This is a genomic window from Nocardiopsis sp. iso_238 (assembly GCF_056173325.1).
In genome coordinates this window covers 282,240-296,480 of sequence record NZ_CM149668.1, presented here as the reverse complement: position 1 = coordinate 296,480, position 14,241 = coordinate 282,240, and the positions used below count along the sequence as shown (strand labels likewise).

Below are 14,241 nucleotides of genomic sequence, written 5' to 3'. Positions count from 1 at the left end.
CGCCGCCCCGCTCACGAATCCGGCAGACACCCGAGCAAGGAAGTCGTCCCCAGAACCATGCGGCGTCGTTCACTGGTCATCGCCGCGAGCGCCGCGGGCCTCGTCCTCCTTGTGGCCGTCCCCGTGTCATGGCCCCACCCGGAGTCCCCCGAGGTCGAACACGTCACCACGGGAGAGCTCGGAATCCACGCTCCTGGCACGCTGGACGGGACCTCTGAGTTCGAGGACCTCCCGGTGGACCCCGGCCTACGGGCGACCGACCTGCTCCATACCCAGGGTCGCGTCCTGGCCCATGTCCCCGGTGGAGTCGCGGCGATCCAACATCCCGACGGAACCAGGCGCTGGAGCCACCAGGTTCCCGGCACCGAGCCGGACGTGGGCGTCACACCCCGGGGCGACGCGGTGGTGGTCACCTATCCGGTGCCCGCCCGTTGGGGACGGGAAGGCCTGCAGGAGGTCGTTCTGGACATCGACACCGGTGAGCAGCTGCACAGCGATCTCCTGGCTCCCGACACCTCCGTCGCCGTGGACCTGGGATACGCCAACACCCGTGTCCTCGTCGAGGAAACCGTCCAGGGGCAGGATCGGGAGAGCGGCGAGACCATCTGGGAGGTCGATCCGCGCTCCTGGTGCGCCGACGCCGAGTCTCCGGTCCGTGATTTCAGTCTGGCCGCGGACGGCGGCCACACGTACCTGTCGGTGGTCTGCGACGGCACCGACGAAGCCCACCTGGCCGCGCTCTCCGGCGACAGCGTCGAGTGGGAGCTGTTCACCGCCGCCAACAGCACCGCGCCCGAACTGATGCTGATCAGCAACGAGCTGCGTCGAGGCATCGACCACGACCCGGTCGCTCGCACCGTCAACGAAGACTTCGGCACGGCTCACCGATACGTGGACGTCCGTCACGGCGGCTCGGTACTCCCTCCACAGCTGGAATCACCCGCCTTGGAGGAGTACGTCTCCAGCCCCTCCGAGGACCCGGCCGAGCCCGTGGAGGTGTTCGTGATGGGCTCCAGGGACATCGTGGATTCCCACGTGCTGCACCAGACCGTTCGATCCCTGCTCGATCAACGGGTCCTGTCCCCGGGCGATCTGAGCGACGACCTCTTCCTGTCCGACCAGGGGGAGGAGCGGCTCCTCACCCCGCACGACGGATTGACGTACTACTCCGACCTCGCACGCATCCATCTGCGTGAGGCCCTGGAAGGACTCGAAGGGTGATCACTGGAGTCGGTGCGAGTGCCGAACAGTCGCACTCATGCTCCAGGAGGTTCCCTTTCCTTCCTGACTACAGGTCCTCATGTGATCCAATCCCGTGCGGTCCCGGCCTGACCGATCACATCGCATTCAGAGGATGACCGTGGAGCTGAAGAGAAAACTGACTGCGATCGCGCTTCTTCCATTGCTCTCGTCGTGTTCTCTGGTGCCTGGGAGCTGGCAGGCAAGCGAGATCGACCATGTGGTGTACCAGGGATCCGCTGAACCGCTGGAGGTTCCACAGAACCTGACCTCCGTAGGGTGGGGCTGGGAGGCCCCCGAGGAAACCGACATCGTCGACGTGTGCCCCTTTCCCTTCGGTGTGGTCGTGACCGTCTCGGACGGGGTCGTCGCCCTACGGGGCGACACAGGAGAGGAACTCTGGCGGTACAGACGCGTGGGCGAGGCGGTGACGGACGCGAACATCACGCCGAGCGGGGATCGTGTCGCACTCGCCTACCCCGTCGAAGAGGACGAGTCCGAAGCCACAGTGGCACCGCACGACGTCGTCCTCCTCGACCCCGCCACGGGCGAGGAACTCGGCTCCCACACGGAGGACTTCACCGCTGAGGCGGTAGTCCCCTCGGACATCGCGGCACTGTCCCCCACCCCAGAACACCTGGGTCTGCTCTCCGACTCCTCCCGAATCGTCTACCGCGACCTGGACGATGGGAACATCGGTGTTTTCTCACTCGATCTGGAGACCGGCGACGAGCTGTGGAGCCTCACCGACCTCGAAGGAGAAGGTCAGGAGGGGCGGGACTTCCACCCGAAGGGAGTGGTCGCCTCGGGCGACGCGATCATCCTTTCGGGCAACTTCATGGACGAGGACATCGCATCCCTCGACGAGACCGCCGAGGAACAGGAGCACACGGTCGTTCTCCTGGGACTCGACGCCAACTCAGGAGAGGAGCTCTGGCGCCACGAACTCGACAGGGAAGCTCCCATCGACCTCCACCCCATCAGGCTGGGTGTTCAACCGACTTCAGGTGCGGTGATCGCGGAGACCCCGAGTCCGCATGGCGAGGAGTGGATACTCGACCCTGCTTCGGGGGAACGCCTGACCGAGGAGGAATTCTTCTCGGGCCGAGAGAGCAGTGTCATCGGAGTTCTGGAGGACACCGTGGTGACCGAGATCCGACAGACGGATGACGACGAGCTCGACTACTCGTACACCGACTTCACCGGGGACACCCACACGACGATCCGTGTTCCAGCACCGTTGGAGCGTCGGTGGAGTGCGTTCGTCCTGCCCCTTGAGGAAGCGATCGTGTGGCTCGACGTGAACCGGACCGAGTACTCCCGCGATCCCGATGAATCCGTGTGGGACAAGGCACGCCTGGTGATCGATGAGGACGGTGAGTCCCGAGTGATCGACCTTGGTATCCGGGTCGAACGGGACTACAAGGAGGACGGGAGTCCTTCAGGCCCGTTCCCCAACCCGGCCGACATGACCGTCGCTCCAGGCGCGCTGGTGGTGCAGGAGAAGGTCCCGGGAGGCCCGCGCCGCCTTGTGGGCGCGGTTCCGTAGCGTTAGGTACTCGGGCGAGGACGGAGGATACACGTCGGAATCGGCCCCACGCGGGTGAGCGGGGACTCCTGGATTTTTCCATTCCGGCGGGAAATCATACGGATAGACGAAATTCGGTTCGAAATTCAATCGGGGCGAAAGTGGAACAGCCAACAAACAAAGGAATATGATCCGATTTTTTCGATGATGCACGCGCCAAGATCGGCGTCCGCACCCATCGCGATATTCGCGCTCTTCCTGGGCGCCCTCGGATGCGCCACAGACGACGCACAGGAGATTTCCACATCCGTGGAACCACTGGCCGGGAACGCGGTCGACCACAGCACGACACCCAGACCAAACGAACCACTCCCCGCGCCCACGACGGTCTCCGAGGCCGCCTGGGTGTGGGAAAGTCCCGCAGGCAGCTTTGTGACAGCCGTTCATCCCTCGTCCAATGGGGCGATCATGGAGTTGAACAACGGAGCAGTTGCTCTGGACACCTCCACCGGCGAAGAGGCCTGGAGATTCCTCCTCCCGGAATACCACACAGCCAAAAAGGAGACGGACCTCTCCGTTTCTCCAGACGGATCAGTGATCGCATTCACTCCTGGGCAATCCATGGTCGTTCTTGATGCTGAATCTGGCGAAGAAATAATTCGACTCGAACACAACGCATCGGGTCCTTCTCAATTCACTCCAACCGCTGCTGGCTTGATCGGTGATTACGGACTTTTCACCGTTGATTCTGGCAACGAAGCCCATGTCACCATGCAACCTTGGGACGAGGGGGATAGTGGATGGGAGACGGTAGTACCAGCGTGCACCCAGGGAGAATTGGCGGACGTCTCTCAAGGCGTACTCACCGATGCCCAAATCGTCATCGAGTACTCTTGCCCCTTCCAAGAGGCGACTCTGGTAGGGATCGACCAGGCCGAAGGCGAGGAACTGTGGAGGCTTGAGCAAGGCCGGGATTACAGCCCGGACCAGGATATTTTTCCCGCACCCAGCCCGTCCGCTGACTTTGATTTCGGTGTGGTCGGGGATCTGGTCGTTCTTCAGAACATTTCCGAAGAACGAGGAACAGTCGTCATCGATACCATTTCTGGCCAAGTCCTCACTGACAGACTGCCCAGTACTGTGGAAACCCCACTTTTGCGCGTGCTCCCTGATGGATATTTGACCGTGCAGGAGGAGGTAAACGAAGACTCCACAAACAACACTCTTACTTACGAACTACGTGACTTCGACGGTAACGTACGCAGCGAGGTCATTACCAGCCCTGAGGTAGCACGTGGCAGACTCAACAACTTCCTCGTCCTGGATGATTCTCTGCTGAAAGTTCGAATGACTGGCGCCACCGAGAGCCAGGACATGGCCGTGCTTGATTGGGATTCCAAGGAAGACCACCGCATCCCTCTTCCGGTGAGTGTGGACACGACCGGCATACCCAGTATCGGGCGTGCCGACAGCGAAGTCGGACCGTCCACCTTCCGTTCAGTTCCGGGCGCGATCATTCTTCGGGAGTTCCCCGGAGTCAAGAACCCCCAACGCGTGGTCGGCTTTCATTGATGTCTGCGAATCCAGGACCATGAACACGAGGTGATCGACGACATTTTCCTTCCTTGCCTGAGGGAAGAACGGCCACACATCACACAACGACCGAGATACCAATCCTGCCTCGCGCCCCCAGAACCGTGTGAGGCCTGGACGCCCCAGGGGGCGACCTCGAACTCTGCTCCGGAAAGCAAGGTGTGCCGTTAGAAGGTGACAGAACCAGCTATTGTGCCCGGAGCACTCACTCACTCGGCCAGAAGGGATCAGATGAGGCCCAGAAGAGCCTGGTCTCCATCATCACCGTCCGCCGCGTAGGTGAGCACCACAGCGCCGGGTGCGACGGTGGTGGAGACTCGTGCTTCGTCCTCAGTGACGACCTGACTCACATCGATCACTGCGGGCCTGTTCTCGGAGCTCCAGCCGTGGAACCACACTTGCGCGTCCGACCCGAGTGAGTGCTCACCGGAGTTGACGACGCCCTCTTCCAGGACGGTCGAATCGTCAGTCCCCATCCCGGTGACGTCAGAGGAGTCCGGTATCGCCTCAGCGGGGTTGGGCAGGGTGGCCAGCGTCGTCCCCTCAGGGTTCTCACGCTGGTACTCCCCGTCGCGGGGGTACCAAACCACGACCGATCCGTCCTCCAGTACTCCGATGACCGCACCCTCCCATTCACCGATGACCTCACCCGTCGAGACGTCGAAGAGAACATTGGGGGAGTTCAGCGTCCTCATCACCAGGTGCTGTTCGGAGAGAGGATCGAGGCTTCGATGATCCATGGACTGGAAGGCATGGATACCGAAGTCCTCCTCGAAGCGCCATAGCTCCTCACCGGTACGCAGATCGCGACCGACCAGGCCGGAGAGGACGACGTCTCCTTCCTCCCGGGTGAAGGTGAAGTCGCGCACCACGCTCGGTGCGCAGGTGAATTGCTCCACGACCACGTCACCAAGGACGATCACACCGTCGGTGCTGCTGTTCAGGCCTTCGGCGGTGGTGCACTCAGTCGGTTCCTCGTGGGTCCACACCCGATCACCCGTCCCCAGGGAGAGTGCCGTGAGAGCCGGACTCTGGGAGGAACGGACGACCATGGTCCCTTCGCCCACAGACTGGCTGAAAGAGCTGACGTCCACACCGGTGTCCTCACCACCCGCCTCGTCTCGGGCCGACTCCTCAAGGATCTCGCCCGTGGACGAGTCGAATCGAAGCAGCAGAGAGCCAGCCTCGGGCTCCTTGATCTCCAGTGCCAGGTACTCGCCGTCACGGGAGGCGTACGCCGCGAGGGCGGCGTCCTGGGCGCGGTATCGCCACATCTCCTCGCCCGTGTCCCCGGCGAGCACGACGTACCCGTCATCGAGTACGACGGCCACGCCTGTGGGCACAGGAACGGTATCGACGATCCGAGCGCCCTCAGGAGGCTGCCACTCCCAGCCGACCTGCTCGATCCGTTCCGGGTGGGCCAACTCCCGTACCTCGTCGCTGGTGGTGTGGTCGGAACCTGAGGAGGTCCCACACCCTGACAGCGGTAGGAGCACGGCCGCGCACACCGCAGCAGGCAGCGACGTCCCCCTCGTTGGTCCTTTCATCGAGCTGAAGTCTGCCACCTACCCCCACTGAGCCCCATAGTGAGCGGATAGCTGTCGGCCGCACTCTTCGTGCTCCCTCGCCGTCGGCCCAGGGAGTCAAGACGGTCCGGGCCCGGGGGCACTGGTGGTGCAGGAGAAGGTCCCGGGAGGCTCGCGCCGCCTTGCGGGCGCGGTCCCGTAGCGGCCTCGGCGCGGGGCGCGGACCCGGTGTCCGCTCCCCGCGCCGGTGGCGGTACCCGGTCCCACCTGGGTGAACGGAGAGTCTCGTTACCTACTTGTTCCCTTTGGTATGAAACCCTCGTTGCCTCATCGTCGTCGCAACAGTCGATCCTGACCTCATCTCCCCCACAGCGGAGACAGCGGAAGCCGGTTCATCGTGCCGGTGCGCATCCTCTTCCGAAAGGAGTGCCCCCATGACCGAATCGGGCGCCAACCCGATCGAGGCGATGGAGGGCGGCGAGTACGCGGAGACCCTCGCCGCCGCGATGGCCGGGCTGGCCGACGCCTTCGACATCCTCATGGGCGACGCGGCGAGCGCCAGCGGCCACGAGGACCTCCGGTCCGGGTTCAACAAGTTCCGGGAGGAGGCCGACCAGGCCCTCATCGACCTCCAGGAGCACGGCCTCGCCCTGGCCAACAACATCCAGGCCGGAGCGGGAGAGATCGCCAGGAACGACCAGGAGAGCTCCGAGGACTTCCACCCCTGGTCCTCCCACCGCGAACTCAACTTCTGACCCCGCGACGCGACAGCCCCCGCGTCCCCCTCACCACCCGCTCGATCCCCACCCCTGAGGATGTCCGTGGCCACCATCGCCCTCGCCTTCGCCCCCCGTGAATTCTTCGGCAAGCCCGACACCATGTACGAGTGCGCAGCGGACCTGGAGATCCTCAACGCCCGCGTGCTCGGCCGGGCCGACGACCTCGGGGGCGGCTTCGACGCGGCCGCGCAGCAGTTCACCGACATCATCGCCTGGGACATCCGCGGGCAGTCCGAGGAGGACGTCCAGAAGTGGCGGGACGCCGCCGTCACCGTCAGCTACGCGGCCTCGGTGGCCGAGATGTGGGCCGACGCCGTCCAGGCCTTCCACGACGAGCGCGACGCCCAGAACTCCGACTGGCGGAACGGCAAGAGCGAGAAGGAGGGCGCCGTCCCCGCCGCCTACCAGGGGGACCGGATCACGGAGTCCCACCCCCAGGCCGACGGGTTCCTCTGGACGGACTGGGGCGCCGGGGACGAGAAGAGGTGCCGCGAGCTGTACGACGAGCTCTCCACCATCCGGGACGGGCTCGTCACCCGTGAGCAGACCAACTGGGACAAGCTCCAGGAGAACGCGGAGGACGCCCGGCGGATGCTGGAGGAGGGGCCCACCCCCGAGAACGTCTCCAAGCTGATCGAGGCGGGCAACGCCAGCTGGGGGTTCCTCAGCCTCGACCCCTCCCGCTACTCGTCGCTGATCGGCGACGACGTCGAGCTCACGCCGGAGAACGCCGAGGAGTACGCGAACGACCTCGCCGCCTACTGGTCCGGCGACCGTCCCATCGATGACCGGTACCACGAGCTCATGCTCGTGATGTCCATGCTGGGGACGAGCGCCAAGCAGCACCAGGAGAACGGGACGGAGTTCAGCGCCGACGAGGTCGGCTTCCTGGAGGAGTTCTACAGGCAGCTGGAGGACCCCTACCTCCGCGACGGCGTCGGCGGCGGCCTCATGGTCTACCCCGAGCTCATGGCCGAGTCCGGCATGTCCGACGAGGAGCGCGAGCGGGCCCTCGGAGTGCTCGGAGACGGGCTCCTGGCGCTCTCGGATCCCAGCATCGGCGGCGGCTACGACAGCCTGCCCCAGAGCTTCCGGTACGCGGTCGAGGGCCCGTGGATCAACCCCGACGCCGACGGCAAGATGCCCGCGACCCCCGTCTCCCTGGGCATGGACATGAAGGCGCTCTCCGCCTTCATGGAGCACACGGACGACAACCTGGAGGCCGGGTACGGACTGTCCACCAACCTCCACCTGGCCACCGGGGCCTTCCTGGACGCCTGGGGGGACGAGGTCCACGACTCGAGCGGGGTCCTGCCCGACTCCGAGCAGGTCTCGCACATGATCGACGTGGCCTCCCGGAACAAGGACTCGAACTACTACATCCTGACCGGCGAGCACCTCAACGAGGAGCCGGGCGTCCCCTACGGCGACGCCGACCTGCGCAAGCAGGCCCTGGAGGGAACCCTGACCTTCGAGTGGCACGACAACGGCCACACCGCGCGACAGCTCACCGACTGGCTCGCGGAGGACGTCCACAGCGAGGACCCCGAGCTGAGCCAGCGCGCGGGCGACGCTTTCGCCGGGTTCATGCGGACCATCACCGACCCCGACATGCACGACGCCCTCATCAACACGGGCGTGGACGTCACGGAGGGGGACAACGAGTACTCGGACGCCTCGTTCACCCAGTTCAACGGAGCGCTCGCGGACAGCCTGGCCGATATCTTCGACGCCCACATCTACAGCTTCGCGGACAGCGACATCTTCGAAGGAAGGGACCCGGTCACGGGGGTCGAGGACTTCGACCCGGAGACGAACTTCGTGCGTATGGGCCCGGATGAGCGGGCCATGTACATGCAGTTCCTCGCGGGCAACGACGAGAGCGCCGCGAACGTGGCCAACTCGATCGACATCTACCAGCAGATCGAGGCCGCCTCGTACTTCGAGCACGGCCAGGACGAGCAGACGGCGCGCGGTTCCGGCCATCTCCAGGCCCTCTTCGAGGAGGGACTGAAGAGGGACTCGGCCGACCGGTCGGCCGATCTCGACGAGCAGATCAAGCGCCAGGAGCAGATCGCCGGCTTCGCGGTGACCGAGGCCAGCAACCTGTCCCAGAAGATCCCCGTCATCGGCCAGGGCATCTCGAAGGGGATGTCGCTGGCGAAGGACGACATCGTGAACGCGATCATCGACGGCGAGTACGACGTCTCCCCGCGCCACCCGACCTTCACCGGGGCCGAGTTCATCGAGCGCAACTACCGGCTCGAGGGACTCGACTACCTCGCGCAGCAGTCCCCCGACACGCTCAACAGCGTCGTCACTCCCGAGGAGTTCCGCACCCTGCTCGACGGCGAGGCGATCACCATCGAACGGGACGGCATTCCGCTCACCTCCGACGACCTCGACGACGACTTCGTCTTCGACGACTCCGTCACCGTCGACGTCGAGAAGAACCCCCAGAACTGGAAGGACAACCAGAACGGGGACCTCGACCGGATGGACTCGGCCGTCAGCAACATCATGGACGACGTGGAGATCACCACCTCCGACGGCCGTACCCACACCGGTGACAAGCGCATCACCGACGTCATCACCCAGTACAACAACGCGTACAACGACACGCGGGGCTACTTCGCGGACAGCAAGGAGAACTGACGCCCAGCCTCCCGTGAACGATCCCCGACAGCACTTGGAGAGTCCGTTGATCCGCCGTGAGGGCCGTGTGCCCGCCTTCCTGGTCGTCGCCGTGTCCGCCGCTCTGGCCCTGACCGGTTGCTCGGACTCCGGGTCCGCGACCGAACCGGCAGCCGAGGAGACCCCGGACCACATCTCGGCGTTCTGGGTGGAACGTGAGGTGCGGGTGCGCACCCTGGACCGGATGTTCACCGAGGGCGACTCCAACGAGGTCATGGAGAACACCGGTGACCTGAGGGACCGCTTGTTCGAGTCCCGGATCGTCCGGGAGGAGGGTGACGGGTACGTCGTCGAGCTCGACGAGGACGAGTGGGACACGTCGATCAACCTGTCCCGGATCGACGGCGCGTTGAACGACGCCATGTACCGCAACGAGGTCACCTGGTGCGGGGACCCCGTGAACGGCGAGGAGTTCGTCGACGCCTACGTGGACGAGTTCGGTGAGGCCCTCGACAGCTTCGAGGCCTACGAGGAGAGCGTCGTCGACTACGTCGACTGCGGCACGGGGGCTCCGTGACCGGTATCGGCCGCTCCGTTCCGGGGCCTTCGACGTCTGCCGGAGAGGACCAGTGATGGGGCCTACGGGTGCCGCCTCGTTCCGGCCCGTGCGTCTCCCGGAGATCCATCGGCAACGCCGGACGACCGGCCTGACCGTCCTCGCAGTCTCCGCTGGACTGGTTCTGTCCGGTTGCTCGACGTCCGAGGCCGACCCCGAGCCCGCGTCCGGTCTGCCCGAGGACTACGTCTCCGTACAGTGGGTCGAACGAGAGGTGCGGGTCCACACCCTGGACCGGATGTTCACCGAGGGGGACTCGACGGAGGTCGTCGAGAACACGGGCGCCGCTCGTGACCACCTCCTGGATTGGGGGGTCGTGTCCGAGGAGGGGGACGGCTACGCCGTTCAGTTGGACAAGGGCTCCTGGGACGACAAGATCCACCTGGCCAAGGTCGACGGGGCCCTCGGCGCCGCGATGAACCAGAACGAGGTCGCGTGGTGCGGAGAGGCCGTCAGTGGCAAGGACTTCGTCGACGTCTACATGGACGAGTACCAGGACTCCTTCGACACTCAGGACGAGTACACGGCGAGCGTCGTCGACTACGTCGACTGCGGCACGGGGGCTCCGTGACCGGAACCGGCCACTCCATTCCGGGGCCTTCGACGCCTCCTCGAACTCCGGGGTTCGCGAGAGGCGGGGAGGGAATGCTCACCCGATTCGCCTCGTCACGAAATACGCACGTACATTGACCGAAAGGTCATACCCTTACTAATCTCCGTAGCGCCGTACCTCCCGTGTTCGTGAAGCAGCGGACGAACACCCTGCCCATGGGGGACAGGCCCACGAACTCACCCGCCAGCGATTCCTTGAAAGGGTACGGATGTCCCAGCACGCCGGTCTTGAAAATGTCAATAGCCTGTCGCAGGGAGGCGAACAGCTCGGTCAGGAGTCCGACGGCCTCCGCACCCAGATGAACCAGCTCATCAACGACATGAGCGGCGACGCCGACTCCCTCCAGGGCCAGGCGCTCCACGACTTCCGTGAGGCCCGGAACAGCCTCACGGAGCGCTTCGACGAGCTCATGACCTGGTGCAGCCAGAACGGCATCAAGCTGAACGAGGGCCAGCAGCAGTTCAACCTCACCGACAGCGAGGCGAGCGACGACTTCTCGGCGTCCGGCCAGGACCTCGGCGGCCTCTCCCGCCCGGTCAACGCCTGACCCTCCCTCCTCCACCCGTTCCACCCCCAGGAAAGGCACTCTCATGGGTTCCCAGTTCGACGTCTACGGAAATGTCGGCGGTCTCCAGACGCTGGCCTCCGACCAGCAGGCGCACCTCGGTCGTTTCACCGCGATCATGAGCCAGATCAACGAGCAGTCCGAGAGCACCGTCAGCCAGTGGGAGGGCTCCGGAAGCCAGCAGTTCCAGTCCAAGGCCCAGGAGTTCGACACCCACTTCTCCGAGGTCAACTCCGCGTTCGCGAAGATGATCGACGCCACCAGTGACACCGCGGACAAGTACGGCAAGCTCACCCGGTACCTGGACGGACTGTTCTAGTAGGCTGACCTTCGATGTCCTCCCCACCTTCGCCGCCCTCCACCGACCCCGATCCACAGCTTCCGGAGGCGTTCCACTACACGCCCGACGAGGAGAAGTACGTCCTCGAGGCGGACGCCCTCCGGCACCGGCAGCTCCGGTCCGCGCTGCTGTACGGGTCCAGTCGCTACTGGCGACGGCGCCAGCGGGTGTGGCCGGCCGTGATCGGCGGGGCCATCCTCATCGCGCTCATCTGTGGGGTCATCGCCCTGGTGGGGGCCTTCGGCCGCCAGCAGGAGATCAACGAGGAACGAGGGTGGGGAGCCAACCGCCAGGTCGGGAGCGCCGCCATCGACCTGTCGGCCCCCTCGGACCGTCCCTGACCGCACACGCCATCCCCCGCTCCGTCTGACCGGGCGGGCCTCCACCACGAAGGGGGCGATCTCCCATGTCCGTCTGGGCGCCGGGGTACGAGACCTCCACTCAGCTTCGTCAGGGACGCCGTGCCCGGATCTTCCGTGCGGTCCGTGTGACCAGCGGCGCCGAGGTCGTGCTCAAGGTCCTGCCGATGGAGGCGGGGCAGGCCGAGCTCGGGCACCTGCGCACCCTCGACGGGGTCCCCGGTGTGGTCCCCCTGTTGGACGCCGGAACCACGGCGGACGGCGAGTTCTTCGTGGTCACGCCCTTCTACTCCGACGGTTCCTTCGGGGAGATGCTGGCGCGGAAGGGCCCCGCTCCTATCCAGGAGGCGGCGGCGGTCGCGCGCAGCGTGGCCGGGGCGCTGGGGGCCCTGCACGGCCGGGGGCTGCTACACAACGACATCTGCCCGGGCAACGTCCTGCGCGCCGGACGGACCCCGGTGCTCACGGGCTTCGGCGCGATCGGCCGGGTCGGGGAGGCGTTGCCCCCGCCGCCCCCGCAGATGGAGTCGTTCCTCCACTCACCGCCGGAGTCGCTGCGCGGTGAACCCCGCACGGCCGCGTCGGACGTCTACCAGCTCGCCTCGACGGTCTGGACGATGCTCACGGGCCGGGCCCCGTTCTCCACCACGGACGGAACCCCCTTCGATCCCCGGGCCTACGCCCAGCGTGTCCTCGGCGAGGAGGTCGCGCCGGTACCGCGTCAGGACGTGTCCCGTTCCCTGCGCGGGGTCCTCACCCGTGCCCTGGCGAAGGACCCGGCCAACCGACACGCGAGCCCGGCCGAGTTCGCGGCGGCCTTCGAGAAGGCGCGGTCCGGACGTCCGGCCGCGGCCCCCAGCGGTGCCCAGCCCTCGATGCTCGCCGCCCCGGCGGACGCCTCCGCTGGTCCACGCCCGACGCCCACGGGCCCCCAGGAAGCGCCCGCGCACAGCGCACCCCAGACACCGCCCGTCTCCCCGGGCACCTGGACCCCGGCGGCTCCCTCGGGTCCGCAGGCGCCCGTGGCGCCGCCTTCCGGGCCGCAGACACCCTTCGCCGCACCATCGGGGCCGCAGGCACCTATGGCGCCGCCCTCGGGGCCGCAAACACCCTTCGCCGTACCCTCCGGTCCACAGACACCCGTGGCACCGTCCTCCGGACCGCAAACACCCTTCGCACACTCGGGTCCACAGGCGCCCGTGGTGCCGCCCTCAGGTCCGCAGACACCCTTCGCGCACTCGGGTCCGCAGGCGCCCGTGGTGCCGCCGTCCGGCCCCCAGATCTCCCACCTGTCCGCGCCCTCGGGGCCGCACGCGCCACCTGCCCCGCCGACCCCGGCCCCCGTGGAGACCGGCCCCGAACAGACTCCCTCGACCCCGCCGGAGGACAGGTCCCGCCTGGCCAGTGCCTCGAGTCTGCGCCCGCCCCAGCGCCCCCTGCCCACTCCCGAGGAGCGGGAGCGCCACGGGGCCGTACCGGAAGCCTCCCCGCACAGCACCGCCGACCTCATGATGGCGAAGCTGCGCGGCGAGGAGGTCTCCCCGCTGCGCGCCTGGGCCCGGTTGGAGGGGTGGAACGGGGACGCTGAGTCCGCGTACCTGCCCACCGAAGAAGTCGTCGAGGAGCGTTCCTCGGACCCGGAATGGGACTCGCTCTCCGCTCCCCTCGAACCCCCTCGGTGGCGCAAGCAGATGCACATCGGCGTGACGGTCTGCGGGGTCCTCCTGGTCACCGTCGTGGGCAGTGCCTTCGCGGCCAGGAGCCCCTCCCAGCCCGTGGTCGAGACCGTGGCCAGCGAGGAGGCCGAGGCGAAGACGGAGGAGGAGGCACCCGCGGAACCGGTGGCCGCGCCCTCACCCCTGCCCGAGGGCAGCCCTCCGTCCGAGGTCAGGCTGGAGGACACCCTCAGCGCCGTCACCATCTCCTGGGCCGATCACACCGGCGGCACCGGTTCGTACTTCGTGGTCGGCGGCCCACAGGGGCACGCCCCGGCGACCCTGGCCAGAACCGGCCCAGGCGCGCTGACCGCACAGGTCCCCACGGACAACACCCAGGGCGAGTACTGCTTCGTCGTCGTCGCCGTCGACGGAAGCGCGGCACCCGCCGAGGAGGTCTGCACGACCCGTGCGGCGGAGCGGGCCGCCGAGGCGGAACGCCTGGCCGAGGAGGAGGCCGCGGCGGAAGAGGAGGAAGAGGAGGAGAACGAGCCCGACCCCTCGCCGTCCCCCTCCCCCAACGCCGACGAGTAGCGACCTCCCTGGCTCCCCGTCACCTGGAAAGTCCGGGACCATTCGTCCCGTACGGCAACGAGAATGGTCCGGACTTTCCCACGCCCACCGCTCCAATTTCGTTGCCGAATGGTGAATGGACCGGGGTCCTCTCGCTCCGGCCTCTTCGTTCGGTGAAAACGGAACGGTTGTGCGCTGGTGAATCCCCGCGACCAGGGGCA

General features: G+C 66.4%; 12 protein-coding genes. 11 read left to right on the top strand and 1 reads right to left on the bottom strand.

Annotated elements, in window-relative coordinates; translation table 11 throughout:
* The first annotated feature begins 57 nt into the window (after positions 1-57).
* From AC0VYL_RS01405 to AC0VYL_RS01395, 3 genes are all read left to right on the top strand, one after another.
* Complete coding sequence (locus AC0VYL_RS01405; RefSeq protein ID WP_475482081.1) at positions 58-1,221, top strand: hypothetical protein; 1,164 nt, start codon at positions 58-60, stop codon at positions 1,219-1,221.
* Between the two features lie 133 nt (positions 1,222-1,354).
* Complete coding sequence (locus AC0VYL_RS01400; protein ID WP_475482080.1) at positions 1,355-2,788, top strand: outer membrane protein assembly factor BamB family protein; 1,434 nt, start codon at positions 1,355-1,357, stop codon at positions 2,786-2,788.
* Between the two features lie 447 nt (positions 2,789-3,235).
* The gene (locus tag AC0VYL_RS01395) at positions 3,236-4,339 is read left to right on the top strand and encodes an outer membrane protein assembly factor BamB family protein (RefSeq protein ID WP_475482079.1); all 1,104 of its coding nucleotides are present in this window, start codon (positions 3,236-3,238) and stop codon (positions 4,337-4,339) included.
* A 248-nt stretch (positions 4,340-4,587) separates the two neighbouring features.
* On the opposite strand, the gene AC0VYL_RS01390 is transcribed toward AC0VYL_RS01395, so the two are convergent.
* Positions 4,588-5,925 carry an outer membrane protein assembly factor BamB family protein gene (locus AC0VYL_RS01390; protein WP_475482078.1) on the bottom strand — a complete coding sequence of 446 codons (1,338 nt, stop codon included), beginning with the start codon at positions 5,923-5,925 and terminating at the stop codon, positions 4,588-4,590.
* A 395-nt stretch (positions 5,926-6,320) separates the two neighbouring features.
* Between AC0VYL_RS01390 and AC0VYL_RS01385 the strand changes: the two genes are divergently transcribed.
* The 8 genes from AC0VYL_RS01385 to AC0VYL_RS01350 all read left to right on the top strand — a co-directional run bounded on the left by AC0VYL_RS01385 (position 6,321) and on the right by AC0VYL_RS01350 (position 14,041).
* Positions 6,321-6,641 carry a hypothetical protein gene (locus AC0VYL_RS01385; RefSeq protein WP_475458263.1) on the top strand — a complete coding sequence of 107 codons (321 nt, stop codon included), beginning with the start codon at positions 6,321-6,323 and terminating at the stop codon, positions 6,639-6,641.
* 66 nt (positions 6,642-6,707) lie between these two features.
* Positions 6,708-9,320: a TPR repeat domain-containing protein gene (locus tag AC0VYL_RS01380; RefSeq protein ID WP_475482077.1), complete on the top strand. Its 2,613-nt coding sequence runs from the start codon at positions 6,708-6,710 to the stop codon at positions 9,318-9,320.
* Positions 9,321-9,366: 46 nt separating this feature from the next.
* Positions 9,367-9,876 (top strand): hypothetical protein, encoded by a 510-nt coding sequence (locus tag AC0VYL_RS01375; protein ID WP_475482076.1) that lies wholly within the window; start codon positions 9,367-9,369, stop codon positions 9,874-9,876.
* Positions 9,877-9,931: 55 nt separating this feature from the next.
* The gene (locus AC0VYL_RS01370) at positions 9,932-10,486 is read left to right on the top strand and encodes a hypothetical protein (protein WP_475482075.1); all 555 of its coding nucleotides are present in this window, start codon (positions 9,932-9,934) and stop codon (positions 10,484-10,486) included.
* Between the two features lie 250 nt (positions 10,487-10,736).
* Positions 10,737-11,075 carry a hypothetical protein gene (locus tag AC0VYL_RS01365; protein WP_475458256.1) on the top strand — a complete coding sequence of 113 codons (339 nt, stop codon included), beginning with the start codon at positions 10,737-10,739 and terminating at the stop codon, positions 11,073-11,075.
* Between the two features lie 43 nt (positions 11,076-11,118).
* On the top strand, positions 11,119-11,412 hold the full coding sequence (locus tag AC0VYL_RS01360) for a WXG100 family type VII secretion target (RefSeq protein WP_431868344.1): 294 nt from the start codon (positions 11,119-11,121) through the stop codon (positions 11,410-11,412).
* Between the two features lie 14 nt (positions 11,413-11,426).
* Positions 11,427-11,774 carry a hypothetical protein gene (locus tag AC0VYL_RS01355; protein ID WP_475458253.1) on the top strand — a complete coding sequence of 116 codons (348 nt, stop codon included), beginning with the start codon at positions 11,427-11,429 and terminating at the stop codon, positions 11,772-11,774.
* A 65-nt stretch (positions 11,775-11,839) separates the two neighbouring features.
* A complete protein-coding gene (locus AC0VYL_RS01350; RefSeq protein ID WP_475482074.1) occupies positions 11,840-14,041 on the top strand; it encodes a serine/threonine protein kinase in 2,202 nt (733 codons plus the stop codon).
* Positions 14,042-14,241: the final 200 nt, after the last annotated feature.